Source organism: Cyanobium sp. ULC065 (genome assembly GCF_977927515.1).
On the sequence record NZ_OZ376393.1, the window covers coordinates 517,654 to 542,012 of the forward strand.

The 24,359-nt window shown below is 67.7% G+C and carries 29 protein-coding genes and 1 tRNA gene; 14 read left to right on the top strand and 16 right to left on the bottom strand.

Going from position 1 to position 24,359, the window contains the following annotated elements:
- Positions 1–20 precede the first annotated feature (20 nt).
- Both ACXMDP_RS02415 and ACXMDP_RS02420 read left to right on the top strand, forming a co-directional pair.
- Positions 21–1,643: a carotenoid oxygenase family protein gene (locus ACXMDP_RS02415; protein ID WP_259728707.1), complete on the top strand. Its 1,623-nt coding sequence runs from the start codon at positions 21–23 to the stop codon at positions 1,641–1,643.
- Positions 1,640–2,200 (top strand): DUF1499 domain-containing protein, encoded by a 561-nt coding sequence (locus ACXMDP_RS02420; protein ID WP_457767029.1) that lies wholly within the window; start codon positions 1,640–1,642, stop codon positions 2,198–2,200. Before ACXMDP_RS02415 ends, ACXMDP_RS02420 begins: the two co-directional genes overlap by 4 nt.
- Here ACXMDP_RS02420 and ACXMDP_RS02425 read toward each other — a convergent pair.
- From ACXMDP_RS02425 to ACXMDP_RS02455, 7 genes are all read right to left on the bottom strand, one after another.
- Positions 2,178–2,342: a Nif11-like leader peptide family natural product precursor gene (locus ACXMDP_RS02425; RefSeq protein ID WP_094514532.1), complete on the bottom strand. Its 165-nt coding sequence runs from the start codon at positions 2,340–2,342 to the stop codon at positions 2,178–2,180. The genes ACXMDP_RS02420 and ACXMDP_RS02425 overlap by 23 nt on opposite strands.
- Before the next feature lie 60 nt (positions 2,343–2,402).
- Complete coding sequence (locus tag ACXMDP_RS02430) at positions 2,403–3,320, bottom strand: hypothetical protein (RefSeq protein ID WP_457767030.1); 918 nt, start codon at positions 3,318–3,320, stop codon at positions 2,403–2,405.
- On the bottom strand, positions 3,317–3,802 hold the full coding sequence (locus ACXMDP_RS02435) for a hypothetical protein (protein WP_094514539.1): 486 nt from the start codon (positions 3,800–3,802) through the stop codon (positions 3,317–3,319). Before ACXMDP_RS02435 ends, ACXMDP_RS02430 begins: the two co-directional genes overlap by 4 nt.
- 563 nt (positions 3,803–4,365) lie before the next feature.
- The gene (locus tag ACXMDP_RS02440; protein WP_457767031.1) at positions 4,366–4,566 is read right to left on the bottom strand and encodes a hypothetical protein; all 201 of its coding nucleotides are present in this window, start codon (positions 4,564–4,566) and stop codon (positions 4,366–4,368) included.
- A gap of 8 nt (positions 4,567–4,574) precedes the next feature.
- Positions 4,575–4,964, bottom strand: coding sequence for a YidH family protein (locus ACXMDP_RS02445; RefSeq protein WP_259728710.1), 390 nt, complete (start codon positions 4,962–4,964; stop codon positions 4,575–4,577).
- On the bottom strand, positions 4,964–5,614 hold the full coding sequence (gene rdgB, locus ACXMDP_RS02450; RefSeq protein ID WP_259728711.1) for an RdgB/HAM1 family non-canonical purine NTP pyrophosphatase: 651 nt from the start codon (positions 5,612–5,614) through the stop codon (positions 4,964–4,966). Before rdgB ends, ACXMDP_RS02445 begins: the two co-directional genes overlap by 1 nt.
- Entirely contained in the window at positions 5,611–7,137 is a 1,527-nt protein-coding gene (locus tag ACXMDP_RS02455) for a phosphoglucomutase/phosphomannomutase family protein (RefSeq protein WP_457767032.1), read from the bottom strand. Before ACXMDP_RS02455 ends, rdgB begins: the two co-directional genes overlap by 4 nt.
- Before the next feature lie 61 nt (positions 7,138–7,198).
- On the opposite strand from ACXMDP_RS02455, the gene ACXMDP_RS02460 reads away from it, so the two are divergent.
- Positions 7,199–8,722, top strand: a complete 1,524-nt coding sequence (locus tag ACXMDP_RS02460) for a TM0106 family RecB-like putative nuclease (RefSeq protein WP_259728713.1) — start codon at positions 7,199–7,201, stop codon at positions 8,720–8,722.
- Here the strand turns inward: ACXMDP_RS02460 and ygfZ are convergent.
- A complete protein-coding gene (ygfZ, locus tag ACXMDP_RS02465) occupies positions 8,719–9,666 on the bottom strand; it encodes a CAF17-like 4Fe-4S cluster assembly/insertion protein YgfZ (protein ID WP_457767033.1) in 948 nt (315 codons plus the stop codon). The genes ACXMDP_RS02460 and ygfZ overlap by 4 nt on opposite strands.
- Positions 9,667–9,750: 84 nt before the next feature.
- Positions 9,751–10,362, bottom strand: coding sequence for an orotate phosphoribosyltransferase (gene pyrE / locus ACXMDP_RS02470; RefSeq protein ID WP_259728735.1), 612 nt, complete (start codon positions 10,360–10,362; stop codon positions 9,751–9,753).
- 251 nt (positions 10,363–10,613) lie between these two features.
- Here pyrE and ACXMDP_RS02475 point away from each other — a divergent pair, with 251 nt between their 5' ends.
- The 9 genes from ACXMDP_RS02475 (at position 10,614) to ACXMDP_RS02515 (ending at position 18,339) form a co-directional block, all read left to right on the top strand.
- Positions 10,614–11,099: an occludin/ELL family protein gene (locus ACXMDP_RS02475; protein ID WP_259728715.1), complete on the top strand. Its 486-nt coding sequence runs from the start codon at positions 10,614–10,616 to the stop codon at positions 11,097–11,099.
- Between the two features lie 10 nt (positions 11,100–11,109).
- Positions 11,110–11,182 (top strand) — tRNA-Ile (locus ACXMDP_RS02480).
- Between the two features lie 164 nt (positions 11,183–11,346).
- Positions 11,347–12,429, top strand: a complete 1,083-nt coding sequence (locus tag ACXMDP_RS02485) for a class I fructose-bisphosphate aldolase (RefSeq protein ID WP_259728716.1) — start codon at positions 11,347–11,349, stop codon at positions 12,427–12,429.
- A 374-nt stretch (positions 12,430–12,803) separates the two neighbouring features.
- Positions 12,804–13,427 carry a class I SAM-dependent methyltransferase gene (locus ACXMDP_RS02490; protein WP_457767035.1) on the top strand — a complete coding sequence of 208 codons (624 nt, stop codon included), beginning with the start codon at positions 12,804–12,806 and terminating at the stop codon, positions 13,425–13,427.
- Between the two features lie 431 nt (positions 13,428–13,858).
- Entirely contained in the window at positions 13,859–14,563 is a 705-nt protein-coding gene (locus ACXMDP_RS02495) for a GAP family protein (RefSeq protein ID WP_259728718.1), read from the top strand.
- Between the two features lie 431 nt (positions 14,564–14,994).
- A complete protein-coding gene (locus ACXMDP_RS02500; protein WP_259728719.1) occupies positions 14,995–15,372 on the top strand; it encodes a hypothetical protein in 378 nt (125 codons plus the stop codon).
- A gap of 341 nt (positions 15,373–15,713) precedes the next feature.
- Complete coding sequence (locus tag ACXMDP_RS02505; protein ID WP_259728720.1) at positions 15,714–16,442, top strand: DODA-type extradiol aromatic ring-opening family dioxygenase; 729 nt, start codon at positions 15,714–15,716, stop codon at positions 16,440–16,442.
- 274 nt (positions 16,443–16,716) lie between these two features.
- Positions 16,717–17,181, top strand: coding sequence for a TetR/AcrR family transcriptional regulator (locus ACXMDP_RS02510; protein WP_457767037.1), 465 nt, complete (start codon positions 16,717–16,719; stop codon positions 17,179–17,181).
- Between the two features lie 321 nt (positions 17,182–17,502).
- Positions 17,503–18,339 (top strand): SDR family NAD(P)-dependent oxidoreductase, encoded by an 837-nt coding sequence (locus ACXMDP_RS02515; protein ID WP_259728722.1) that lies wholly within the window; start codon positions 17,503–17,505, stop codon positions 18,337–18,339.
- 156 nt (positions 18,340–18,495) lie between these two features.
- Here the strand turns inward: ACXMDP_RS02515 and ACXMDP_RS02520 are convergent, their stop codons facing one another.
- Both ACXMDP_RS02520 and ACXMDP_RS02525 read right to left on the bottom strand, forming a co-directional pair.
- Positions 18,496–18,888, bottom strand: coding sequence for an MAPEG family protein (locus ACXMDP_RS02520; protein ID WP_259728723.1), 393 nt, complete (start codon positions 18,886–18,888; stop codon positions 18,496–18,498).
- 26 nt (positions 18,889–18,914) lie between these two features.
- Positions 18,915–19,445 (bottom strand): DoxX family protein, encoded by a 531-nt coding sequence (locus tag ACXMDP_RS02525; RefSeq protein WP_259728724.1) that lies wholly within the window; start codon positions 19,443–19,445, stop codon positions 18,915–18,917.
- 513 nt (positions 19,446–19,958) lie between these two features.
- Between ACXMDP_RS02525 and ACXMDP_RS02530 the strand changes: the two genes are divergently transcribed.
- Positions 19,959–20,210 carry a hypothetical protein gene (locus ACXMDP_RS02530; RefSeq protein ID WP_094514568.1) on the top strand — a complete coding sequence of 84 codons (252 nt, stop codon included), beginning with the start codon at positions 19,959–19,961 and terminating at the stop codon, positions 20,208–20,210.
- 136 nt (positions 20,211–20,346) lie between these two features.
- On the top strand, positions 20,347–20,952 hold the full coding sequence (locus tag ACXMDP_RS02535) for a peroxiredoxin-like family protein (RefSeq protein WP_259728736.1): 606 nt from the start codon (positions 20,347–20,349) through the stop codon (positions 20,950–20,952).
- A 24-nt stretch (positions 20,953–20,976) separates the two neighbouring features.
- On the opposite strand, the gene ACXMDP_RS02540 is transcribed toward ACXMDP_RS02535, so the two are convergent.
- The 5 genes from ACXMDP_RS02540 to ACXMDP_RS02560 all read right to left on the bottom strand — a co-directional run bounded on the left by ACXMDP_RS02540 (position 20,977) and on the right by ACXMDP_RS02560 (position 24,172).
- A complete protein-coding gene (locus ACXMDP_RS02540) occupies positions 20,977–21,546 on the bottom strand; it encodes a pyridoxamine 5'-phosphate oxidase family protein (protein ID WP_259728725.1) in 570 nt (189 codons plus the stop codon).
- Entirely contained in the window at positions 21,543–22,043 is a 501-nt protein-coding gene (locus ACXMDP_RS02545) for a hypothetical protein (protein WP_311134087.1), read from the bottom strand. Before ACXMDP_RS02545 ends, ACXMDP_RS02540 begins: the two co-directional genes overlap by 4 nt.
- Complete coding sequence (locus tag ACXMDP_RS02550) at positions 22,036–23,418, bottom strand: NAD(P)-binding protein (protein ID WP_259728726.1); 1,383 nt, start codon at positions 23,416–23,418, stop codon at positions 22,036–22,038. Before ACXMDP_RS02550 ends, ACXMDP_RS02545 begins: the two co-directional genes overlap by 8 nt.
- Positions 23,408–23,590, bottom strand: a complete 183-nt coding sequence (locus tag ACXMDP_RS02555; RefSeq protein WP_094514577.1) for a hypothetical protein — start codon at positions 23,588–23,590, stop codon at positions 23,408–23,410. The genes ACXMDP_RS02550 and ACXMDP_RS02555 overlap by 11 nt, the downstream gene beginning before the upstream one ends.
- Before the next feature lie 105 nt (positions 23,591–23,695).
- Positions 23,696–24,172, bottom strand: a complete 477-nt coding sequence (locus ACXMDP_RS02560) for a redox protein (protein ID WP_094514580.1) — start codon at positions 24,170–24,172, stop codon at positions 23,696–23,698.
- Positions 24,173–24,359 lie beyond the last annotated feature (187 nt).

Below are 24,359 nucleotides of genomic sequence, written 5' to 3' on the forward strand. Positions count from 1 at the left end.
CGCCGTCCGCTCGCCCGTTCATGACCCTGGCCGCCAGCCGCCCCGACCATCCGGACGCACCGGAGTCCGCCGCGAGCCCCACCACCTACGCCCGCGCCGACTGGGCCAGTGCGTTCCGCAACGTGGGCAGCGAACTCACGGCGGCGCCGCTCACCGCCAGCAAGGGCTCCATCCCCAGTGAGCTCAGCGGCACCCTCTACCGCAACGGGCCGGGCCGGTTGGAGCGCGGCGGCCAGTGGGTGCATCACCCCTTTGATGGCGACGGCATGATCACCGCCGTGCGCTTCGACGGTGGCGCCGCCAGTCTCACCAACCGTTTCGTGCGCACCGAGGGCTGGCTGGCGGAGGAGGAGAAGGGCAGCTTCGTGTACCGCGGCGTGTTCGGTACCCAGAAGCCCGGCGGTCCCCTGGCCAATGCCTTCGACCTGCGGCTCAAGAACATCGCCAACACCCACGTGGTGCGGCTGGGCGACCGCCTGCTGGCGCTCTGGGAGGCGAGCCTGCCCCACGGCCTTGATCCCGACACGCTGGAGACCACCGGCCTCGAACGGCTTGATGGCGTGCTTGCCGCCGGGGAGGCCTTCAGCGCCCACCCCCGCTTCGATCCCGGTCACCGGGGCGGTCCGCGCATGGTCACCTTCGGGGTGAAGGCGGGGCCCCGCAGCAAGATCCGGCTGATGGAGTTCGACGCCTCCAGCAGCCAGGCCAGCAACGGCGAGGCCATCAACAGCCAGGACCCAAGCAGCCACGGCACCAGCGGCGATCACAGCAGCGGTCACCAGGGCAGCGGTAGGCACGGCAGTGGCCGCCTGCTGGCCGATCAGACCCGCAGCTTCAAGGGGTTCGCCTTTCTGCACGATTTCGCGATCACCCCCAACTGGGCCGTGTTCCTGCAGAACGCCATGGCCTTCAACCCGCTGGGCTTCGTGTTCGGCCTGAAGGGAGCCGCCCAGTGCCTGGCCTCCAAGCCCGGCGAGCAGGGCCAGTTCTGGCTGATTCCTCGCTCCGGTGAAGGGGAGCCCCTGCAGGTGCAGGCGCCGGCCGGCTTCGTGTTCCACCACCTCAATGCCTTCGAAGACCCCGGCGCCGGCGCCGCCGGCCAGGTGGTGGTGGATTCGATCTACTACGACGACTTCCCCACGATCGGCCCGGACACCGACTTCCGTGCTGTCGACTTCAGCACCCTGCCGGTGGGCCAGCTGCACCGCTGCCGCATCGATCTGGCCACCGGCACGGTGAGCAGCGAGCGGCTGGAGGAGCGCTGCTGCGAATTCGCGATGGTGAACCCCGCCCGCGTGGGGCTGGACGCCCGCTACGCCTGGATGGCGGTCACCCACCGGGAGCGGGGCAACGACCCGCTGCAGGCGATCGAGAAGCTTGACCTCCACTCCGGCGAACGCTGGGTGTGGAGCGCGGCGCCGCGCGGCTTCGTCAGCGAGCCGCTGATGGTGCCCCGGCCGGCCGTTGGCGCCGGGTCCGCTCCGGCGGAAGACGACGGCTGGATCCTCTGCGTGGTCTGGAACGGTGCCCGCTCGGCCAGTGACCTGGTGATCCTGCGGGCCGACGACCTCACCGAGCAGGCGGTGATTCCCCTGCCCCTGGCCATCCCCCACGGGCTGCATGGCAGCTGGAGTGCGGCGTGAACCCGCGCCCGCACGCCACTGGCTCCGCCTCCAGCGCCGCTTCAGGCCTGGTGCCACAGCTCTTTTTGCGTCTGGGCCGGTTGCTGGTGACGGCCGGCCTGTGGCTGCTGGCCGTCGCAGCTCCGCTCGCTTTTCAGCCGGCGGCCGCTGCTGCTGCGCTGTTCCACCTGGTGGGGCCGGTGCCGGTGGAGCTCGGCCTGCACGATGGGCGCCTTTCCACCTGCACGGCGCCAAGCCATTGCGTCCGCCAGGACTGGCCCCTCGCCGATCCGCTGGACGGTCTGCGCCAGCTGGTGCCGGTGCTGAAGGCCACGCCAGGGATCAGGGTGGAGCGCTTCGAGGAGGAGCCGGAGGCGGCCTATCTCCACGCCACCGCGGAAAGCCGCCTGTTCGGCTTCATCGACGACCTTGAACTGGCGGCCGATGCCCGCAGTGGCGTGCTGCAGGTGCGCTCGGCCTCACGCCTCGGCGATTCAGACCTGGGGGTGAACCGAGCTCGGCTGGAGAGCCTGAAGCAGGCCCTGGATGCCGGGATCAGCCCCGCTGCTGCCGGCTGAGGGTGGCGGCGGAGAACACATGACCCAGTTCGGCGGCAATCAGCACCACCGCAGCGGGATCGGCGGCCCCGTCCACCCTGGCCTTGAGCGCGGGATCGCCTTCCACCTGCAGCAGGAACGCGTTCAGTTGGGCTTTGGACATGGTCGTTGACGGCGGAGGCCTGACTCCGTCCTACTCGGGGGCGCTGAGCGCCCCCGGGCCTCAGACGTTGCCGAAGGCCACCTGGCAGGCGGCATTGAGCAGTTCCGCCTCCGCGGCGGACTGGGGCTGGCGGCCATCCAGAAGGCCGGCGTTGCAGTCGGCCGTGAGCTGGTAGGTGCCGCCGTCGGCGGTAACGGCGAAACTCACCACCGAGCTGCTGGTTGGCACCACCGAAGCGAAGATCAGCTGGTAGCTGCTGTTCGGCACCAGGATGTAGGTCTGGTTGGCGCTGATGGCTGAATTGACGGCGTTGTTGATGATTGAAGCAGTGGCGAGGGTGGCGATGCCCCAGGTGGCGGCGCGGGCGCCCCACCAGCCCCAGGTTGGCGTGCTCCAACCGCCATACCAGCCGTAGTTCCACGGCCGCGCCACGCCCCAGCCTGGCCGCGCCCAGCCGGCATTGACGTTCACGTTGTTGATGTTGACGCGCCGATCCCAGTTGACGTTGGCGGTGCGATTCACATTGACGTTTCTGTTGATATCGCGATTCACCTCCCGATTCACGTTCCGGTTGTTGTCCAGATTGCGATTCACACTACGGTTGGTGTCGCGGTTCAGGTTGCGGTTGCCGGCCACGGTGTTGCCGCTGGGCCGGTTGAGCGAGGGGTTGACGCCGGGTTGACGCACTTGGTTGCTCCAGCCGCCGCTGGGCCTGGAGGATCCACGGCTGAGACCGCTACTGGCGTTGCCAAAGCCTGTGTTGCCCCTGCTGCCGCCCTGGGATCCAAGGCTGGCCCGTGAGGCACCACCCCCACCACCACGGGAGCCGCCGCCGCGGGAGCCACCACCACCTCCCCGAGCGATCAGGTGTGTGGGAGGGGAGGCAGTTGCAGTTGAGGAATCAAAAGCGAAGCCGGCACCAGCGGGAAGTGTGACCATGCCAGCCAACACAAAGGCGAATCCGGAGAGTTGGTTCATTTCAGGACCAGATCACATCCGTCGTCGTAGCAGCTCGCGTTGGTGCGACCGCTGCTGTCGAAGTGCACGCGAACCAGATCCCGCCCAGTCATCAGATCGGGCCGGTTCTCTTGCACGCTGTTGAGGTAGTTGGGATTGACGACGCAGAGATCTCGGCCGTTGAAGCACACCGTGTTGGCTGAAAACCGTGCCGACGCGCTTTGCAGGGTCTCCCACTTCTTGCGCTCGGCGTTGTAGAGCTCCATTTTCAGAGGGGAGTCGGTCACACGGATCGTTTTGGTCACTGCGCCGATGCGGTGTCGATACAACGTGACGCTGCCGAAATCCTCGGCTTCAACTGTGCAGGCCTGGGGATCCGCTCCCGCCAGGCTGCATCTGGTGGAAAGCTTGTAGAGCAACTCTGCACAGGCCGGTGCCGCAAGCAGGGCGAGTGCGCAGCTCGCCAGAGCTCCGCTGAACAGGACGATCGCTTTCTGGGGCATTGGGGTGGAAGGCTTCACCCTGCGGACAACCGCACGGTGGAGGGTGGAGGTAGGTGTTGCCTCACTGTGGCCGGGACGACTACATCGCCGCCACGGAGCGAATGGGTCCGCAACATTCTGACTCACATCCAGCGGCGCCGATCTTCGGAACCCAGGCGAGGACGTGGGTTGGTGGACACGGTGGGGCCCTGAAGGTACGTGAAACCTGTTGGCATGATCCGCTTGAGCCCCGGTCTCTCGCTGAATCCAACTTGGAGTCAACTCCCTGCATGATGATGGTGTTGAGGATATGGGTGAGTGCCGATCTCCACAGCGTCCGGGTTGTGCGCATCGCCCAAAGAATCGTATTTGCAGCGCGGGCTTTCAACTACTCCGGCGACGTCCCCTCCTTTGGCAGGAGAACGTTGTTCTCGTGAAGAAAGGCCACGGGCAACGCCTCGCCCCCAGCCTGCTGGAAAGGGTGGCGCGCGACACCTTCAATGGGCAGATGTCTTCGCCGCCCCGATGGGCGCATCTCGATCGCCTTCACCACCCCACGCGCATCCTGACCTGTGCCATCCGATTCACGCCCGCAGCCGCTGCCGTTTTCGCCAGCGCACAAAGGGCAGCGCCACCAGCGCCAGGCCCGGATTGCGCAGGCAGGTGCCCAGCAGCGCGCGCAGCAGGAAGGGCCGCTGCCGCACCAGTGCCAGCTCGGTGGCGGAGAGCCCCAACCCCAGCGCGAACACCAACGCGAACAGGGTGACGGGCAGCGCCAGCGCCACGGCCGGATTCACATCGGCCTCGCACCGGTGATCAACAGGATCAGGGCGACGCTGCCGATCAGAGTGAGGGCCATGGCGGTGGCGATGCCGATCGAGGTCTGGTCGACATAGAAGAAGTCGTCACGCTGGAGTCGCTTGAGCGTGCGCAGGTGTTCCCGTGCGGCGGCGGCCATGGCCAGGATGCCGGTGAGCACGAAGCCGATCGCCACCAGCCGCACGCCGAGGCCGGCATGGACGGGCCGCTCGAAGCGATTGGTGTTGATGGCGCCGATGATCTTGTCGAGACCGAAGCCGAAGCTGATCAGCGCCAGGCAGGTGCGGATCCAGGCCATCAAGGTCCGCTCTGCCGCCGCCCGGTTGCGTTCCTTGGCCAGCTCGTTGGTGAGATTGACCGCCATCAGGGCTGCAGCAGCGGCCCGAGCTGCGGCAGCAGCGCCGCCAGGGCCCGGCCGCGGTGGCCGAGGCGGCGCTTCAGATCGAGGTCCATCTCCGCGAAGGTGAGGCCGGCCTCCGGCACCAGGAACACCGGGTCGTAGCCGAAGCCGCCGCTGCCGCGCGGCGCCGTGAGGATCTCCCCAGGGCAGATCCCTTCCACCGTGAGCACGGTGTGGCCGCTGGGATCTGCCAGAGCCAGGGCGGCGGTGAAGCAGGCGCGGCGGTTGGCGGTGGGCGCCTGGGCTGCAGCTTGTTCACCCAGTTCCCGCAGCAGCCGGGCGATGCGCTCGCTGTCGCTGGCGGCGTAGCGGGCCGAATGGATGCCGGGGGCGCCGCCGAGTGCCTCCACACTCAGGCCCGAGTCGTCGGCGAGTGCCCAGCAGCCGGTGGCCAATGCCACGGCTTCAGCCTTGAGCCGGGCATTGGCGGCAAAGCTCTCGCCTGTTTCCTCCACCTCGAAGCCACTGGGCTGGGGGCGCACATCGAGTGGCGGCAGGCCGGCGGCGCGGGCCGCCTCGCCGTTGAGGGCGGCGTTGAATTCCCGCAGCTTGCCGGCATTGCCGCTGGCCAGCACCAGCACGGTGGATGGGGCGGGCGGGGTGGTGGGGGTCATGCCGCCTCCGCGTACTGCCGCGCCCAGGCGAGCACCGCGGCCACCCGCTCGGGGCTGGGGCCTTCGCAGTAGAGACGCAGCAGCGGTTCGGTGCCGGAGAAGCGCAGCATCAGCCAGTGGCTGGCGCCGAGCCGCAGCTTGACGCCATCGGTGCGGATCACCTCCAGCACCGGCGCGCCGGCCACCTCCGTGGGGGCGGCATCGGCCAGCTGCCGTTCCAGCCGCTGGCGGGTGGCCATGTCCCGCAGCCGCAGGTCGAGGCGGTCATAGGTGCCGGCGCCGCCGTGGGCCTCGCGCAGCTGATCGAGTCGCTCGCCCAGCGGCAGCCCCCCTTCCACCACCGCTTCCACCACCAGCAGGGCGACGAACAGGGCATCCCGCTCCGGCAGGTGCATGCCCAGCCCCACCCCACCGGATTCCTCCCCGCCGATCAGCACATCACCGCTCAACATCTCGGCGGCGATGTACTTGAAGCCCACCGGCTTCTCGATCACGCGCCGGCCGAGGCCTTCGGCCACCTGTTGCATCAGGTCGGAGCCGCTCACGGTTTTGACCACGGCGCCGGGCAGGCCGCGGGCGCGGGCCAGGTGATCGATCAGCAGTGGCATCAGCAGCTGGGTGCTGCAGTAGCGGCCCCGCTCGTCGATGGCGGCGATGCGGTCGCCATCGCCATCGAACACGATGCCCAGCGCCGGCAGGCCGGCGGCGGTGCTGGCGCGCACCGCTGCGATCAGTTCGCCCAGATAAGGCTCCAGCGGTTCGGGGGGATGGCCGCCGAACAGCGGATCGCGGTTCGAGCGGATCTCCTGGATGCCGCCGGTTTCAGCCGGGTGGGGTGCAGCGGCAGGCGGCTGGCCCAGCAGCGCCGGCAGGCCACCGGCGGCCGAGCCGTGCATGGGATCCACGATCACCGCCATGCCCAGCCGTGCCAGGCCCTGGCGCAGGGCGCCGGTGTCGACCAGCCGGCGCAGCCCCGCCAGGTAGCCGGCCCAGCCATCGAAGCGGGGGGTGTCGCCGGCGATCGGCACGGTGATGCCGCCGGCCTCCAGGCGCTTCTCCACCCGGGCGGTGAAGTCGCCTTCCACCGAGCCGCCGAAGTGGCCCTTGATCTTGAGACCGAGCCATTCCGGTGGGTTGTGGCTGGCGGTGATCACCAGGGCGCCCAGGGCGCCGCGCTCCACTACCGCCCAGCTGCAGGCGGGGGTGGGCACGGGCGTGTCGGTGAGCAGGGGCTCCAGGTCGGCGCCCCGCACGGCGGCGGCGATCGCCTCGGCCAGTTCAGGCGCGAGGAAGCGGCGGTCGTAGCCGATCACCACCTCCCGGCTGTGCAGGCCCGGCGGGGCGGAATGCTCCAGCTCGCGGGCGGCGGCGGCTGCCACCGGCAACAGCCGCTCCACCGTGATGTCGACGCCAAGGATGCCGCGCCAGCCATCGGTGCCGAACCGGATCGGGCTGGGCTCCAGGGGCAGGGGGCGGACGCCATGGGGGAGGGGAAGTGCCAGGGTCGTAGCAGCGTGACGCATCCTGCGGGGCAGAGCGCGTGCCGGCCTCTGGGCAGGCCACCGTTCCCTTTAGCTTGGCCTCATGCCTTCCGCCCACCCCGATCGGGTGCTCACCGACCGTTTGCTGCGCAGCTGGGTCCGCTGCCGTCGCCGCGCCTGGCTCGACCGCCATGGCCCCCAGGAGCGACGACTCTGGACGGCCCACCGCACCCTGCAGCTGGACGACCAGCAGCGCTGCTTTGTGCAGTTGCTGGGCCGCAAGCCCCAGCGGGGTGAGGCGGGTTGCGCCGCCGCCGCGCCCGCCGTGGTGGGGCTGCGGCTGGCCGGCGAGGGCCCGGGCGGGCTGGCGCTGCAGGCCCACCCGCCCCTGCTGCTGCGCACCACCGGCAGCAGCCGCTGGGGCGCCCATGCCTATCTGCCGGTGATGGCGCGCCACGGCCGGCGGCTCACGCGGGAACACCGCCTGCTGATGACGCTCTGGGGCCGGCTTCTGGGGGAGCACCAGGACGCCAGCGTGGCAGAGGGCCTGGTGCTGGCCCACGGCGCCCGCGGGCTGGAGCAGGAACACCTGGCGCTGGGCCCTGGACTGCAGCGCCAGCTCGACGACAGCCTGCCGAAACTGGCGGACGATCTGCAACGGTCTCAGCCGCCACCGCTGGTCAACGACCGCAAAAAGTGCGTGCTCTGCTCCTGGCGGGGCCTGTGCGACCAGGAGGCGGCCCAGCAGGGCCACCTCAGCGAAGTGAGCGGCATTGGCGGCAAACGCCGCGAGCTGCTGCTGGATCTCCATGTGGGCGGGGTGGCGGATCTGGCGGCGGCCGACCCCGGTGCCTTGGCCGATGCGCTGGAGGTGCACGGCGAGCAGCACCGTGAGGTGGCTGAGCGGCTGGTGGCCCAGGCGCGGGTGCAGCGCGACGGCGCTCCGCAACGGATCGCGCCTCTCCCCGGCCAGCCTCTGCTGGCGCTGCCGGAGCTGGCGGCGGCCCCCGGCGTGCTCGTCTACGACATCGAATCCGACCCGGACGCCCGCGACGACTTTCTGCACGGCTTTCTGCGGATCGAGCGGCAGGCTGATGGCCGCTGGCCCACGGCCGCCGCCGCCGGCAGCCGTTACCAGCCGCTGCTGGCCCTGCATGAGCACGGCGAAGCCTTGCTGTGGCAGCGCCTGCGGCGGGCGCTGGCGCGCAGTCCGGGGTGGCCCCTGCTCCACTACGGCGAAACCGAGGCGGTGGCGCTGGTGCGGCTTGCCCAGCGCCAGGGCGCCAGCGAACGGGAAGTGGCGGCGCTGCGGGCGCGGTTGGTGGACCTGCACGTGCGCCTGCGGCGCCACTGGTTGCTGCCGGTGAGCAGCTACGGGCTCAAGGGGGTGGCTGGCTGGCTCGGCTTCCGTTGGAGCCAGAAGGGGGTGGATGGGGCCCGCTGCCTGCTGTGGTGGCGCCAGTGGCGCGGCGATGGCACCGCTGCGGGTCGCGGCAGCCACCACAACCTGCGCTGGATCCTCCGCTACAACCACGACGACGTCCGGGCCACCTGGGCGGTGGCCCGCTGGCTGCTGGAGCAGGACCAATCGCCCCCGCACCAGGACCCGCCGGCACCACTTGCTTAGAGCTTGCCCGCCCCGCCGCCGGCGCCCACCGGCGGGGTTACGAACGCCTCCGGGATGGAGAGCGCCAGTTCCAGCCCGCCCTCGGCCTGCAGGCACGCCTCCGCCAGTGCCTGCCGCCGCACCAGGGCCAGCCCCAGCCAGCAGGCCGGCTGCTGAGCAGTGGCGGGCAGCTCCAGACAGGAGGTGATCCGCCCGGCCCGGTCGCCCGCCGGGGTGTGCAGGCTGCCACCTGGCAGCGGCAGCGGGCCACCGGCGGGAGGCGTGCACACCCAGCGGCGCAGTTGCTGCTTGACGCCGTCGTAGGTGGCCAGCTTGGCCAGGGTTTCCTGGCCCACGTAGCAGCCCTTCGAGAGGCTCACCCGCCCTGCCAGGCCCAGCTCGAACGGGTTCACCTCCTCGTTGATCTCGGCGGGCGCGGCGGGGTGGCCGCCCTGCAGCCGCCAGCGCTCGGCCTCGGCGGCAGAGAGGGCCGGCAGCGCCTGGAGCGCCTCTGGCTCCGGCGTCTCGGCCGGCAGCACCATCCGGCCGCCCGGCAGCAGAAACCCCTCGGCGCCGTCGGCCGCGCCGAGGGGTTGCCATTGCCCGGGGGGCGCCAGCAAGGGGCCGGGAGCCTCAAACAGCGTGAACAACCTGACCGGCTGGGGCGCCCCCAGCACCACCTGATCGGCCGGAAACAGCACCCGATCGAGTGCCTGATGCACGGCGCCGCCATCACCGGCGCTCACCAGCAGCCAGGCGCCTGCGCCATCCACCAGCACCTCGGCCAGCGCGCGCAGACGGCCGGTGGGGCTGATGCAGCAGGTGGCCAGGCACTGGCCGCTCTGGGCCCGCTCCAGGTCCTGGCTGGTCTGGCCGTGCAGGAAGCGCAGGGTGTCAGCCCCTTCCAGGCGGATCAGCACCGCCGGCTGCTGCAGGCGGCTGGGGCGGGCGGCTGCCAGGCCCATGGGTCGGGCTGGGGATGGGGCGTCACGGTGGGGGAGCATCCGGCGCCCTTACCCTTGCAAATCACCGCCGGGATCGGGGCGGGATCAGCTGGTGGCGGTTGGGGAGTGGTTGCTTGCGGCTGCTTCGTTGTTGCCGGCGGCCGCGGCGATCTCCTCCAACAGGAACAGGCTGCGCAGTTCCAGCCCGGCTGCGGTCATCGCCTCGAGGCCGCCTTCCTGCCGATCCACGATCGTGACCACCCGCTGCACCACATAGCCGGCCTCCCGCAGTTGCCGCACCGCCTTGAGCGACGACCCGCCGGTGGTGACCACGTCTTCCAGCACGGTGATCGTGCTGCCGGCGGCGGGGAGGGGGCCTTCCAGCCAGGCACCGGTGCCGTGGCCTTTTGCCTCCTTGCGCACGATCAGGGCATCCAGCGGCCGCCCCACCAGCGCCGCCGCCAACGCGACGCCGCTCACCAACGGATCGGCGCCGAGGGTGAGCCCGGCGACGGCCAGCGCACCGTCTTCCACCTGCTCCAGCATCAGCTCCGCCAGCAGGGCCAGCCCGTAACCGCTGAGGCTCACCGGTTTGCAGTTCACGTAATGGTCGCTGCTGCGCCCGGAGGCCAGGGTGAAACGGCCATGGCGATAGGCGCGGTCGGCCAGCAGCGGCAGCAGGGCGCGGCGCCGTTCCGCCGGATCAGCGGGGGGCAGCGGGGTGGCCGGAGCGGCGGCCAGGGAGTCGGGAACGGCGGACACTGGCAACTTTCCGGCTTGCTGACTTAGTTTGCGCTCAAATGGCCAGCTCCTGCCTGCAACGGGCACGGGCGTCTCTGGTGCTTCCGATGACCCGCCCCACCCCTTCTGCTGTGGTTCCCACCCGCTCCGTTGCATCCCTGGCGTGGCCTTCCATGATGCGGCCGGGTCTCGTTGCATGGCTGGTGGCGGCTAGTGGCCTGGCGGTCATGACCACAGCCCCTGCGTTGGCCGACCCGGTTGTCTGCACCACAACGGTGGAGGCCGGTGCCTCCGGTTCGGGCCCAGGCCGCGCGGCGCCGGTGGAGGTCACCCGCTGCGGCGTGGTGGAAGCCACCGACACCCTCTTCATGCGGCGCGCCTTCAGTTGGCGCTCACCGTTTGCGGCAGGGGTGAACATCCTTCATCAGGCCACCGATATCCTCGGCATCGCGATGGGTGGGCCGGAAGGCAACCGCGTGATGGGACTGGGCTTTCCTGATCAGGCGATCATCTGGGATGGGAGCGCCATCAACAACACCGTCAACGCGGCGATGGAAGAACTCAGCTCGCCGATCCCGTTTCGCACAGCTGACCTGCCCAGCCAGTTCACCGGCAGTCTGCAGGGTTCCGGTGAATCGATGGCACCGCATCAGCTGGATGATGGCGCAGTACCCACGTCGATGTGGTCACGGCCGATCCGCGGCTTGTGGTGAGCGGCACGCTGGGGGTCTAGCAATCTGGTGAATGCAGCGGACTCATAATCCGCCTAAGCCGGGTTCGATCCCCGGGACCCCCATCAAACAATTGTCGCCGGCTCATTGCGGCGCAACCGGTGCGGCTTTCCGGAAGCAGCCTCCAGCTGGATTCATTCCACACCGCGCCGTTGACACCGCCCTCTGCCCCACTTAAGGAGAGGTCGGAGCCGATCGGTTCTGCTGTTTGTTTCCCGCACCGGAATCGATGAGCCACGAGAGCTTTCGCGATGAACTGGCCAGCACAGCCTGCACCCTGGCGGCCCGGGGCAAGGGACTGCTGGCCGCCGATGAATCCACCGGCACGATCGGCAAACGCTTCGAGGCCATCGGTGTGGCCAACACCGAGGCGAACCGCCGCGCTTACCGCAGCCTGCTGGCCACCACACCTGAGCTCAACGAGCACATCAGCGGCGTGATCCTGTTTGAGGAAACCTTGTTTCAAGACAGCGTGAATGCGCTGGGCGAACCTGGTGCGCCGCTCGTGGACTTGTTCCGCAGCAGCGGCATCGTTCCTGGCATCAAGGTGGACCAGGGTCTGGAGCCGCTGGCGGGCGGACTGGAGGGAGAGAGCTGGTGCACCGGCCTGAAGGGACTGCAGGAGCGGGCAACGCGCGCCTATGCGCGCGGTGCTCGTTTCGCCAAGTGGCGCGCGGTGCTGAAGATTTCCGCCGAGGGATCCCCCTCGGATCTGTGCGTGCGCGAGAACGCCTGGGGCCTGGCCCGCTATGCGCGCACGGTGCAGGAGGCGGGGCTGGTGCCGATCGTGGAGCCGGAAATCCTGATGGATGGAGACCACGACATCGAAACCACTGCTGCCGTGCAGGAGTGGGTGCTGCGCACGGTGTACAGCGCCCTCAGCCACTGTGGTGTGTTCCTGGAGGGCAGCCTGCTCAAGCCGTCGCTCACCCTGCCGGGCATGGCCTGCGCCACCCCGCCCAGCCCCGAACTGGTGGCTGAATACACCTTGCGCACGCTGGAGCGCACGGTGCCGGTGAGTGTGCCGGCTGTGCTGTTCCTCTCCGGTGGCCTGAGCGAAGAGGAGGCGAGTGTGTATCTCAACGGCATCAATCAAGCCACCACGCCAGCGCCGTGGCACCTGGGCTTTTCCTACGGCCGTGCGCTGCAGCAGTCGTGCCTGAAGCACTGGGCTGGCCACGATCTGGCCTCCGGCCAGCAGGCGCTGTTGGCGCGCGCCCGGGCCAATGGCCTGGCGTCTCAGGGCCTCTATGCGCCCGGCTCAGAACCCTCCGATGGTGCGCCGTTGTTTGAGGCGAATTACAGCTATTAGAGGTGGGTTTGGATGCGACGTTGGTGCGTTCCGGACTGTGGGGTTGAATGCCTGACGATCTGAGCGGTTGACTGTTCGAGGACCTGAGGCCTGGGACGCTGGTAATGGATAAGGTCGTCGTCAGTTCCGGCATGGATTGACATCCATCTGCCGAATGGGTGGCAGATGGATGTTCTGCTCTTCCTCGATGGCCATGTGGGCAGGATGTTGATGGCAATGGCTGTCAGCTGTCGTGAGTGGCAGAAGGCAGTGGGAGTGCCCAGATCCCTCTCGGCTGTGATGGCAAACGTCTGGAGAGAGTCTAAGATTGAACACTATCAGTTGATCTCGTTGTGGCCTCAGTTGATTGCGGCGGATTCCTGCATCGCTACTTCTTGGAAAACTCTTCCAAGCTCATGCATAAATGGATTCATTACTTTGATATCTATGAGCGACATTTCTCGAGATTCCGCAACGCCGCTCCGGTGATCCTTGAGATCGGGGTTTTTGGTGGCGGTTCTTTGGCTATGTGGAAGGAGTATTTCGGTCCCGGCGCACAGGTTCTTGGTCTTGACATCAATCCTGAATGCAAGCAGCATGAGGGCGAAGGTGTTGACATCTTCATTGGTAGCCAGGATGATCCTGCGGTGATCGAGCGGATCTTCAGCCGCTATCCACGAATCGATATTGTCTTGGATGATGGCAGCCATCGGATGAGCCACATGGTCTCTTCGTTTGAATTGCTTTATGAACGTATTCATCCCAGAGGCGTTTACATGGTGGAAGATACGCATACTTGCTATTGGGATGAGTATGACGGTGGGATTGGACGATCGGGGAGCTTCATCGAGTTCGCGAAGGGAAAGATTGATGAGATCAATGCCGTGCATACGCGGGGTGCCTTGCCGATTTCCTCATTCACCCGCACCACAGACTGCATCTCGATCTACGACAGTGTGGTCGTCTTTGAAAAGCAACCTCAAGGTACGAGGCAGGCGCCGATTACGGAGCCATTATGATGTTTTGTCTTCAAGCGATGGGATGAATTTCTGGCTATTGGTCTTGTGGCATCGTTGGTCTTTTCCTTGGATCATTGAATTGATCATCGGTCTTCAAGTGGCTTCGCGGAGTTGCGGCGCGTTGTGGTCAGAATTTCTTCACAGAGCTGAATCAAGGCCTTGTGAAGGCTCCCCTACGGTCGGTCCGATCGGGAGGATACCTGCACACTTGTCAGCGAGAACCACGGGATCGAACACATCGGCTCTGCTGCCAATTGATCGTCAGCGACCATCTGTCTGATTATCTTTGGCCCATCTCCCCCACGCCATGACCATGGTGATCTCAGCGCTCCAGCATCACCTCCTGCTCAGGATTCAGTCTTCCAACAAAACCCTGCTGACTTTTCACTTTCCTCCCATACAATCCAGCTCCCGGCTGGATCGGTGCGAGCGTGGGCCTGCTTCTTGTTTTGGTGGCGATCGGCCTGGTTGACAGTCTGTCGATGGTTCCCCTGGCTCTGGTGCCGATGACGGTGGCGCTTGGTAGCCGTCGTCCCGTGGCCCTTGCTGGTTCGTTTGTGGCGGGGGTTTATGTGGTGTATGTGTGCTTTGGCCTTTTGTTGTTGTTAGGAGCAGAAGCCTTCACAGCGCACTTCGGTGCAGGTCTTGCACGCCTCTGGAATCAACCCCAGGTGCTGGAGTTGGTGATTCAGATCCTGGTGGGACTGTTGCTGTTGGCCTCCCCCTGGCTCATGCAGCGATCAACCACCGCCAAACCACAGGAGGCCCCAGCAACCGGTAATTCACCGGCCGCCATGGCGGTGCTCGGGGGCAGCTTGGTGTTGGTGGGCCTTCCGGGCGCCGTGCCCTACCTCGCGGCTGTGGAGCGGATCGTGCAACATGACCCGCAGGGGTTGGCGGGAGTCGCTTATCTCCTTGTTTACAACCTCATCTTTGTGCTGCCTCTGCTCAGCCTGATCGGGCTGCGCTTCCTCTTTCCCCAGCAGGCCGGCAGGATCTTTCAGTCGTTGGCCTCGCTCAGTCTGTCGGTGCTGCCGAAGCTCACAGCGGTGGTGGTGGTGGTGCTTGGCTTGGTGCTGGTGGCCGACGGCATCGGTTGGTTTCTCGGTCATCCCTTGCTGCCGGTGTCGAGCTGACGTGCACGAGTGGTTCATTCACCTGGGCAGCTGCGATCCATCTCCGATCACCATGGTTTTGCATCCACAGGCCAGAGGATAGAAACCTCAACCCATCAGCAGAACCATCAGGAGCAGGCTCAGTCCCTGCCTGGCAGTGGCTGGCAAGCTGCTGCGCGCTTGTTCGTGATGTGGTTAGCGCGGAGTAGGCCTTTACCAATGATGACATTTGCCAGACAGGTGGGCCTCATTCAGTTATGTTTGCTCTTCGGATAATAGGTGTAGCTATGGGATTGCAATCTATGTTTGGCAAGTCCTTGCACTTGCTTCGTTCTGCTAGGCCGGTTCAGCGTTCTTTCCCTCTTCTGGGTGAATCTTCGCGGCCTCTTTCGGCGGCTTGTTCGGCGCCACACTCCTTGCAAAGGTCTGCGCGCCGCTGGTGGGCCATCCCCTTGCTGGTGATTCCGTTCACAGTGGCGCAGGCCCCAATCGCCTCCGCTCAGTCAACGAAGTTCGCCTTGGCCTGTATCGGCACCGAAACCGGTTATTCCGTGAACTTCGCTTATCGCTGGGGCAGCTCAGGTGAGTGGACGTCCGCCACCGTGGCACCCGGAAAGTGGCTGAAATTGACCTGGAACTACAAGTTTGAAGGCGAGAATAAATCGCCTGCGCTCAATGTGCGCTACGACGACAACACCACCGGCGTCACCAATATCGTACGCACCCCTCTGAAGGCTTACGCGGCCACCCAATCCGATTGTGAAGACCAGGGTAAAACCTTCAACTTCTACCAACGAGGCACGGAGCTGTACATCTCCGAGGAAGACTGACCACCGGCTTCGCTGATGGGGCGGCCTTTCCTTCCCGACCATTGCTGCTGCCGCCACGTCTGTCGTCGCTGCTGCTGCCATCCCTGCTGCAGGCAGTGGTTCTCCCCTGTGCGTCTGCTCTACAGTTGCTCTGACAGTTCTGGGGTTTGGGTGATGGGCTCAGTGCCTTTCATGACCTTGGGCTCAATGCTTTGCATGGCCTTGGGCACTGGCGCTCATCCATCCAGGCAGCTGTGCAAGCAGCTTTGCATCAGGAGTGATCAGTGCAGCGACGCCGGGCCCTGTTCCTCTCCCATGGTGGTGGTCCATTGCCTTTGCTTGGTGATGCGGCCCATGCCGAAATGGTTGCTTGCCTGACAACCATTGCCGCCACGATCGAGCGGCCTTCCGCCATCCTTGTGGTGAGTGCCCATTGGGAAGAGCAGCAACCCACTGTGACTGCCGGCGCGAATCCGTCGCTTCTCTACGACTACAGCGGATTTCCACACGAGTCGTACGAGATTCAGTATCCATGCCCAGGTGATCCGCCGCTGGCGTGCGCCATCGCTGCGGCGCTGGCTGAAGCTGGCATCGAGGCCCGCCTCACGACCACGAGAGGATTGGATCATGGCCTGTTCGTGCCTCTGAAGATCATGTTTCCCGCGGCAGAGATCCCATGCGTGCAGCTGTCTTTGCTTCGCAGCCTGGATCCTGCCCAGCATCTGGCCCTGGGCCGTGCCTTGCAAGGCCTGGCGGATCCGGGGTTGCTGCTGATCGGTTCGGGCTTCTCCTTCCACAACATGAAGGCCTTCTTCACACCCGATACAGCTGAATCCAAGGCGATGAATGGGGCCTTCGAGAACTGGTTGCTCGACACCTGTTCCAACCGCCAGCTCGCTGAACAGGAGCGCAGCCAGCGTCTGCTCCATTGGCAGGACGCCCCTTTTGCCCGCTACTGCCATCCCAGGGAAGAGCATCTTCTGCCGCTGCATGTCTGCTATGGCTATGCGGCCTCGGCCTGTTCCAGCAGCTACGAACTACAGATCCTTCACAAGCGAGCGTGCATGGTGCTCTGGGAGGTTGAGGCCTAGGAGGCTGCTGACACGGTCTGGGGAAGCCGGGTGATGCGGGATGAACACTTCAAATCCATCTCCTGCTGCGCCCCTGGCCCCTGAAGGACTTCCGCTCGCCGAGATACGGCTTGAAGTGCCTCTGTGTTGAACCTCACGGAACTTCGCCAGGGGCGCCCAAACGTTGTTCCGCAGCTTCCCAGCTGTGCTTTCCCATCGGGGTTGTTCATGCCTGCAGCTGAGCCACCCGCTGCGGGGCGGGTGAGGCCCACAGATTCATGGCATGATGCCCATCATGCGATACGCCGACGGTCACAAGCAAGCTGTGCGTGAGCGCATCCTGCGCGCTGCCGCGGCTGAATTACGCCGTCAGGGGCTCTCGGGTATCGGCATCCCGGCGCTGATGAAGCAGGCCGGCCTCACCCATGGCGCCTTCTATTCCCATTTCCAGAGCCGCGACGCCCTGGTGGCTGAAGCCATCCGCACGGCGGCCGCCGCCAGCGCCGAGGGGCCGCTGGCTGAGGGGCTTTCGCTGGAGCAGAGCCTTGCCTTCTACCTCTCGCCCGAGCACGTCGCTCACCCGGAGCGGGGCTGCGTGATCGCGGCGCTTGGGGGTGAGGGGGTCGCCAGCCGGCGTCCGTGCGCGCCGCCTTTGCCGCTGCGGCCCATGGGTTGCTCGCGGCGATCGAGCGCAAGTTGCCCGCCCGCCCGCCCGCCAAGGTGCCCTGCGGGGACGAGCCCGGCGATGCCACCCCAGTGATGCAGCGCTGCAGCTGGCGTCGGCCATGGTGGGAGCGGTGCTGCTGGCGCGCCTGGTCGACGATCCCGTTCTGGCCAGCCGCCTGCTGGAGGCGGTGGCCCGCCCTGTTGGCCCCTGAGCCGAAGGTGGCTGAGCTGGGCCATGCCCCTGCCGGATCCGCCCCCTCTCTTTTTTGCTCAATGGCATGACGCACATCATGGCTAACAACCAGAACTGCCGCTCGCCTGCCGCTGCCTGTCCCCGCCGCGCTCCAATCCACTCCCCGCCTGTACACCAGCCGCGCTCCATCCGTTCCCCAGTCGTTCCAGTCGCTACCCAGCAATGACAACCGCCCGTACCCGCCGTCAGCAGCATTTCCTCAGCCGCTACGGACCCTGGGCCGTGGTGACCGGGGCCTCTTCCGGCATCGGCCGTGCCCTGGCCTGCCGCCTGGCGGAGACGGGGCTGAACCTGGTGCTGGTGGCCCGCAGCCGCCCTGCACTCGATGGCCTTGCCGCCCAGCTCGCTGCCCGGCACGGCGTGCAGGTGTGCGTGCTGGATCTGGATCTGGCTCGGGACGACCAGCTCGCTGTGCTTTGTGCCGCCACGGATCCGCTGGAGGTGGGTCTGCTGGTGGCCGCCGCGGGTTTCGGCAGCTCGGGCCCCTTCCTCGATGCCGACCTCACCAGCGAAACCGAGCTGTTGATGGTGAACGGCCGAGCGCTGATGCAGGCCTGTTTCCATTTCGGGCGCCGCTTTCGCGCCCGGGGCCGGGGTGGTCTGGTGTTGCTCAGCTCGATCGTGGGCTTTCAGGGGATGCCCTACGCCGCCCATTACGCCGCCACCAAGGCCTACGTGCAGGCCCTGGCGGAAGCGCTGCAGGTGGAGCTCAGCGCCTGCGGCGTGGATGTGCTGGCGGCTGCGCCGGGGCCCACCCACAGCGGCTTCGCGAGCCGGGCCGGCCTGCGCCTTGGCCATGCTCTCGACCCCGAAGCGATCGCCCAGCCGATCCTTGAGGCCCTCGGGCGTCAAGGCACCGTGCTGCCCGGCGCCCTCTCCAAGCTGTTGACCTACGCCCTGGTCCCCCTGCCGCGCTGGGTGCGGGTGAGGATCATGGGCCAGGTCATGCGTGGGATGACCAGCACACACTCGCCAGCAACGCAGACAAGCAGGAGCTGAAGAGCGAGGACTGGGAAGCAACAACTGAGGTGCAGCACCAGCAGCGCCAGCAGTAGTTGAGGAGCAGCCTCAAAGCAGAAGGCCCGAACCGTTCCTCCTGACCTGAACTGTTCCTCCTGAAATGCCAAGGCCTGAGCGGCGCCATCCTGTCTGGGTTCAGCCCAGCCTGGCGAGCACACCCACCAGGGCCATGACCAGCAGCACGATGCTGCTGGTGAAGCTGATCGCGAAACCGGCGGCCCGTTTCTCGGCCGCCTGGAGGTAGCCGACGGCGAAGGCCACGCGGCCTCCCACCCAGACGAAGCCCAGCGCTGTGGCCGCGGGCTCACTGCTGAAGGCCACCGCCAGCCAGAAGCAGGGCAGGAAGACCATCAGCTGTTCCAGAGTGTTCTGCTGCACCCGCAGCGCCCGCTCGAACGGCTCGGGACCCACCACCGAGGGCGGTTTGACGCCGTGCTTGACGCGAGCCGCGCCCACCAGCATCACGGTGGCAAGAAAGCCGACCATGGCCACGAGGGTGACCAGAGCCGGCAGGGGGGGAATCGACATGTCCGCTCAGCGGGGAGATTCGATTCTCAGAGGGAGGTCGGAGCAGCGGTGGCTGCGCGGTTGAGGGGCACGCTGCTGGACATGGCCGCGCTGCCGGCGGCTGCGGCGGCCTGGGGCTGGCGGGCGCCGAGCAGGCCGCTGAGAATGCCGGCATCAAAGGAGAAGCGGCCCGGGCCGTTCAGCAGGATCGCCAGGCTGCCGCCCAGGTACAGCACCACCAGTTCCAGCACGTAGATGTTGAAGCCGCTGGTGAGGATGTGGTGGTAAGCCGCCACGCCCATCGTTCCGGCCAGGGCCAGCGCACCGATCGGTGTGAAGAAACCCAGGATCACGCACCAGGAGCCGAGGATTTCCGAGAAGCCCGCCACTTCGGCGAAGAACACCGGGAAGGGCAGGTGCAACGGCACCACGTAATTGGTGGCGAAGGTCTGCGGATCTGCCAGCTTCTCCTGGCCGTGGTGGATCATCATCGCGCCGATGGCCAGGCGCAGGATCAGCAGGCCGGTGTTGGCGAGGAAGCCTTCCCGCAGCACGTAGCGGGACAGAAAGGAGGTCATGGGTGCAGCCGGAGCGGTGGTGAGGGGGACGAAGGGGAAAGGGACGGGGGCGGGAATTCTGAGAAAAGCGGAGCTGGCAGCGCCGGCTCAGAGCTGTCCCTGGGAAGGGCCGGCCAGGCCGGCGGCCCAGAGGGCAACGGCCGCGGTGAGAAAACCGAGGAACACTTCCAGCAGGGGTGAGGGTGGTCATGAACTTTTCATTTCTTTACACACGATGGCGCGACAGGTGAAGAAGTGTGAGGAGACCGGCTTGTGGGCGGGGTCGAGGTCGGGGGTGGGGTCGGGGCCGAGCGGCTGCGGCCATGCCGCGGGTGCGGACTTGGAGCCGTTGGGCCGCAGGAGGCGCCGTGCGCTTGAGCGATTGGTGCACGGAAGTGGCGCCGCAAAGGAGCGCTGGAGGCAAGGCAGCGGCTGGCCCTGCGGCTGACTCGGTCTGGCCGTGTGCGGCTCTCGGCCGGGCCCGCGCCGGCCCGCGTCTCGCGACAGGATGTTTACATTCCGCAACATCGGTTCATGACCGTCGGCGAACTCTTCATCGAAACCCTCGCCACCGGGGTGATCACCCCGTCGGAGCTCGATTGGGTCGTGGCCCGTCAGCAGGGCTTTTCGCGGGTCGAGGAGGCCACGGCGCTGCGTCTCGGTCGCCTGCTGGACGACGGCGAAATCCAGCTGGGCTGCCGCCTCTCCTCCGCCAAGCTGCACAACGACCTGATCCGCCAGGAGTGGATCGAACCGCTCGGCCGCCGGCGCCATCGCCAGGGCTGAGTCCGCTCCCTTCTCCTTCTCCCCCGCCATGACCGCTGCCCCCGCCCCTGAAGCGGCCCCAGCTCCCGCCGCAGGAGTGGCTGTCGGCTGCCGCGCCCCGGCCGCGCTGCTGGAGCGCCTGGCCGGCCTGCCCGCTATGGGGCCGGGCCGCCGTCTCCTGGTGCTGCTGTGGCCCCAGCTCGGTGATTTCGACAGCCTCGAGTACGCCCAGGCGCTGGTGCCTGCCCTGCCCCGGCTGCAGTCCGCCGGCATCGAGGTGCTGGCCATCGGTATCAGCCATGGCCCCGGGCGTGAGCGCTTCTGCGCGTTTACCGGTTTCCCCCCGGAGCGGCTGCTGGTGGATTCCGAGCCCCGGCTGCACCGCGCCCTTGACCTGGCGAAGGGTCTGGGGGCCAGCGCCGGCCCCTGGCCCGGCCTGCTGCTGATGTGCGCCGGGATCAGTTCGCCGGGAACCCTGGCGGAAGTGCTGCGCGGCTACACCGGCGATCGCCGCACGCCGCTGCGGCCCTTCGAGCTGGCCACCACCCGGCTGAGCAACATGATCGAAGTGCTGGGCCATTGGCGCACCTATGTGCCCCGCGACGACTTCCTCACCCAGCGCGGCGGCACCTTCCTGATCGACGCCGACGACCGTCTGCTCGCCGTGCACCGCGATCCGGGGCTGCTGGGCTTCTCGGCCACCATGCACCGGCCGCTCCAGTTTCTCGAGCCCTTTCTGGAGGGGGAAGCGCTCCCGGATTGAGCACGTTCTGGCGGCACAGGCGGCTCAGGGATTGAGCGCCTCGCACTGCCAGCCGGTGGCTTCCCGCCAGCGCTGACGGTGGTGCGGTGTGCCGCTGAGCTCCAGCAACTCCACCTGCTGCACCGCAATGCGCAGCAGCAGAAAGTGGGGCGGCAAGGGCGTGCCGTCGGCCAGTTCGCTCGGAAACGCCGCCTGCGGATCGAGTGCCTGCCCCGGCGGCGGCCAGCCCCACAACGCCCGCCCCGCCGGGCTCAGCTGGCGCCAGTGCCGCTCGCGCGCCGCCAGCAGGTCTGCGCCGACCGGCAGCTCCAGGCGCCCGCGCAGGCGGAACTGGCTGCGGGCCTTCGGCAGCAGCCAGCAGAGTTCCACCGCCGGCTGGGCCGCCAGCTCCTCGGCTTTGGCGCTGCGCCCGTCGCTGAGCAGATCGAGCCGCACCGCATCCGCCCAGCCGCGGAACACCAGCGTGCGCACCCTTGGCGTGCCATCGGTGCCCACGCTGGCCAGCTGCAGCCAGCGCCCCGCCGGCGAGCGACCCTCCCGCTCCCGTGCACCGCGCAGCAACACGCGCCAGGCGGGCAGGGCGCTGCTGCTCAAGCGGCGCGCTCGCAGGCGTAGCTGATCACGCCCCCCTGCCGCAGCTGGAAGCGCGGCGCCGCTGGATCCTCCAGGCTCCACCACCACTTGCCGTCGGTGTAGCTGGGGGCGCCGGCGTTGTTGGTGCGCGGCAGCTGCAGCGTCACCCCACGCCACCGCAGCACCACGAACGCGCCCGGCACCGTGCCCGCCGCCGTGTTGGGAATGCCGATGGCATCAACGGCGCCGTTGTCGGCCAAGGCCAGCAGGGGATCGCCATCGCAGCGGTAAGCCTCGGGGCTCGCCGCCAGCGCCGGGGTAGGCGCCTGCAGGAGCGGCAGCAGCACCAGAGCCAGCACAGCAACCATCGCCGCTGCGGCGCGCCCGGCCGTGGCGAACCAGCGGCGGGCCGAGCGCCTGGCTTGGCGCGGCAGTGGCCCGGCCTGGCGCTGCAGTTGTTTCGCCAGGGCCTGCGGCCGGCACATCGGGGGCATGGGCGGCAGGCGGGGCTCAGCCATTGTCTTGCCTTCCCAGGGCCGCCGCGTCGGGACGCGCATTCCACGCTGAAGACGTGCGCCTACCCCCAGCCGTGGCCGTAGCTGAAGCCTCACCGGTGGCCGCAGTTGAAGCCTCATGCGCTTCTGCAGCCAGACAGCCCGAAGCCGCGCCCACTGCTGGCGTGCCAGGGGGGCTCAGCAGCCCCATCAGGCGCTCGGCCAGGTGTTCGCCGCTGCGCCAGGCCCCTTCGGCGCGGCCGAATCCGGGCCCGGTCAGGTAGTCACCGCAGAACGCCAGGCGGCTGTGGGCGCAGAGGCTGAGGTCGACGGGCAACCCCTCGCCGCGGGGAAAAGCGGCGCTCCAGCGCATCAGCTGCCGCTCTCCCGCCGGCGGCTGGCCGGTCGCCTCAGGGAGCCAGGCGGCTAGCGCGGCCTGCACGGCGGCCGTGAGTTGCGCGATCAGGGCCTGCTCGCGCTCCAGGTCGAGCTTCACCCCCGGCAGCTGCACAGCGGCGGAGCCCGAGCCCACCGTCTGCAGATGGTCGGCGGCGAGCGCGGCGCTGGAGTGGGCCACCACCGCGCAGCGGCCCTGCGCACCGGGCTGGATCGACACGCGCCGCAGCCCCCAGCGGTGCTGGGCGCCGGCTTCGAACTCCAGCAGGCGAAACGGCAGGGCCAGCCAGGGTTCCGCCGCCGCCCCCTCCAGCTGCCAGATCAGGTTGCTGCAAGGCTCCGCGCCCAGGGTGGCGATCACGCGCAGCGCCGCCGCCAGCTGCGGGTCGCCGGCCGCCAGCGCCGCCAGCGGTGCGGGTGCAGCGCCCAGCAGGGCCCGCCCGCGCGGATGCACCAGCAGGGTGCCGCTCAGCACGAGCCAGTCGACGTCTGCCAGGTGTTCGCCCTCGCGGCCGAGCAGGCGCCAGCCGCCGCCGGCCCGTGGTTCCAGCCGCTGGATCAGGCGGGAGCTGTGCAGCGTGCAGCCGGCGCCGGCCAGGGCCAGCAACCCGGCACACACCTGCTCCATGCCACCGCGGCCGCGGTAGCGGCTGCCCTGCAGCAACGGCTCCGGCCCGATCGGCTGCAGGGCGCCGCTGGCATCAAGGCGGGCGCAGGGTTCAGGCCAGGGTTCGATCCAGCCACCCGCCAGCAGTGGCGCCAGCAGCGCCGGCGGCGGATCGGTGGTGATGGTGAGCAGTGGAGCACCGTGGTCGGCCCGCCGCTGCGGATCGTGGCGGGAGCGGCGGGTGCTGGCGCGACCTCCCGGTCCACGCCCGGCTTCCCAGAGGGTGATCGGTGCCGGCCAGCCCAGCTGCGTCAGCTGGGCGGCGAGGGCGCATCCGGCCAGCCCCGCGCCGACGATGGCCAGCTGCGGCTGCGGGCTGCTCGCCTCAGGGGGCATGGACGCGGAGCAGTTGGGCGCCGTAGTCCTCGCTGAACATGGCCTGCAACTGCCAGGCCTCCAACAGGGTCTTGGCGATGGCGCGCAGGGCTTCGATGTCGTCGCAGTCGTCGATGGTGCGCGAGTGCATCGCCACAGTGAACTCGCGATCGAGGGAGAGGGGAGAAGCCACAGCGTTTTTATAAAACGTTACAAAGCTCGATGCCTTGCTGTGGGTCGGCTCACCGCACCACCCGCTGCTTGCTGCTCACCTGCGCCAGCCCCTGGAGGCCATGGCTCACCAGGTGACGCCGTGCAGCTTCGGCAGCGGTGCTGTCTGGCTGGTGACGGCGTAGAGCTGGGGAATGTTGTGGCTGTTGTAGACGCGGAATTCACGCACCAGCGACGCCCCTTCCTCGCGCACCGCTTGGTTCAGCACCAGCGAGCCATCCGGGTCGGACACCGAGCGGTGGAAGGTGCCGGGCGGAATGCGCAGGATGTCGCCGCCGGTGTCGAGCCGAACGATGTGGAACGGGTAGTTCCAGCCCAGGTTCACCAGGAAGAAGGTGCGGCCGCCGTGCATGGCCAGCAGGTTGTCTTCCTGGTGGGGATGCAGATAGAACTGCCACGCCCCGGTGGCGGGGTCGTCGGGGGGGCTCACGGCCGGCCCGGTGTGCACCACCAGATCCCTCGCATTCGAGGTGGGCACGGTGATATCGAAGAAGCGGACCGCCGGGGTATCGCGAAACTTCTCGTAGGGGATCAGCTCAAACATCGGCGCCGGCCGGGGCGAGCGATGCGGGCCCTGTGGCAGAGCGGTTGTGGTCATTGGGGCCACACCGGGCGGAACCGGCGTCAGACGGTGGTCTACCTAAACGATCATCACACTCAGTTGAACGTTTCAACCACTACGGAATGACGTTTTGGGACCGGAAACCGTTCCGGTTGGTTGAATGCGCCAC

Coding starts and splice junctions, on each gene's coding strand:
- ACXMDP_RS02415 (WP_259728707.1), top strand. CDS start 21: ATGACCCTGGCCGCCAGCCGCCCCGACCATCCGGACGCACCGGAGTCC.
- ACXMDP_RS02425 (WP_094514532.1), bottom strand. CDS start 2,342: ATGTCCAAAGCCCAACTGAACGCGTTCCTGCTGCAGGTGGAAGGCGAT.
- ACXMDP_RS02430 (WP_457767030.1), bottom strand. CDS start 3,320: ATGAACCAACTCTCCGGATTCGCCTTTGTGTTGGCTGGCATGGTCACA.
- ACXMDP_RS02435 (WP_094514539.1), bottom strand. CDS start 3,802: ATGCCCCAGAAAGCGATCGTCCTGTTCAGCGGAGCTCTGGCGAGCTGC.
- ACXMDP_RS02445 (WP_259728710.1), bottom strand. CDS start 4,964: ATGGCGGTCAATCTCACCAACGAGCTGGCCAAGGAACGCAACCGGGCG.
- rdgB (WP_259728711.1), bottom strand. CDS start 5,614: ATGACCCCCACCACCCCGCCCGCCCCATCCACCGTGCTGGTGCTGGCC.
- ACXMDP_RS02455 (WP_457767032.1), bottom strand. CDS start 7,137: ATGCGTCACGCTGCTACGACCCTGGCACTTCCCCTCCCCCATGGCGTC.
- ACXMDP_RS02460 (WP_259728713.1), top strand. CDS start 7,199: ATGCCTTCCGCCCACCCCGATCGGGTGCTCACCGACCGTTTGCTGCGC.
- ygfZ (WP_457767033.1), bottom strand. CDS start 9,666: ATGGGCCTGGCAGCCGCCCGCCCCAGCCGCCTGCAGCAGCCGGCGGTG.
- ACXMDP_RS02475 (WP_259728715.1), top strand. CDS start 10,614: ATGACCACAGCCCCTGCGTTGGCCGACCCGGTTGTCTGCACCACAACG.
- ACXMDP_RS02485 (WP_259728716.1), top strand. CDS start 11,347: ATGAGCCACGAGAGCTTTCGCGATGAACTGGCCAGCACAGCCTGCACC.
- ACXMDP_RS02505 (WP_259728720.1), top strand. CDS start 15,714: ATGGTTGCTTGCCTGACAACCATTGCCGCCACGATCGAGCGGCCTTCC.
- ACXMDP_RS02510 (WP_457767037.1), top strand. CDS start 16,717: ATGCGATACGCCGACGGTCACAAGCAAGCTGTGCGTGAGCGCATCCTG.
- ACXMDP_RS02515 (WP_259728722.1), top strand. CDS start 17,503: ATGACAACCGCCCGTACCCGCCGTCAGCAGCATTTCCTCAGCCGCTAC.
- ACXMDP_RS02520 (WP_259728723.1), bottom strand. CDS start 18,888: ATGTCGATTCCCCCCCTGCCGGCTCTGGTCACCCTCGTGGCCATGGTC.
- ACXMDP_RS02525 (WP_259728724.1), bottom strand. CDS start 19,445: ATGACCTCCTTTCTGTCCCGCTACGTGCTGCGGGAAGGCTTCCTCGCC.
- ACXMDP_RS02530 (WP_094514568.1), top strand. CDS start 19,959: ATGACCGTCGGCGAACTCTTCATCGAAACCCTCGCCACCGGGGTGATC.
- ACXMDP_RS02535 (WP_259728736.1), top strand. CDS start 20,347: ATGGGGCCGGGCCGCCGTCTCCTGGTGCTGCTGTGGCCCCAGCTCGGT.
- ACXMDP_RS02545 (WP_311134087.1), bottom strand. CDS start 22,043: ATGGCTGAGCCCCGCCTGCCGCCCATGCCCCCGATGTGCCGGCCGCAG.
- ACXMDP_RS02550 (WP_259728726.1), bottom strand. CDS start 23,418: ATGCCCCCTGAGGCGAGCAGCCCGCAGCCGCAGCTGGCCATCGTCGGC.
- ACXMDP_RS02560 (WP_094514580.1), bottom strand. CDS start 24,172: ATGTTTGAGCTGATCCCCTACGAGAAGTTTCGCGATACCCCGGCGGTC.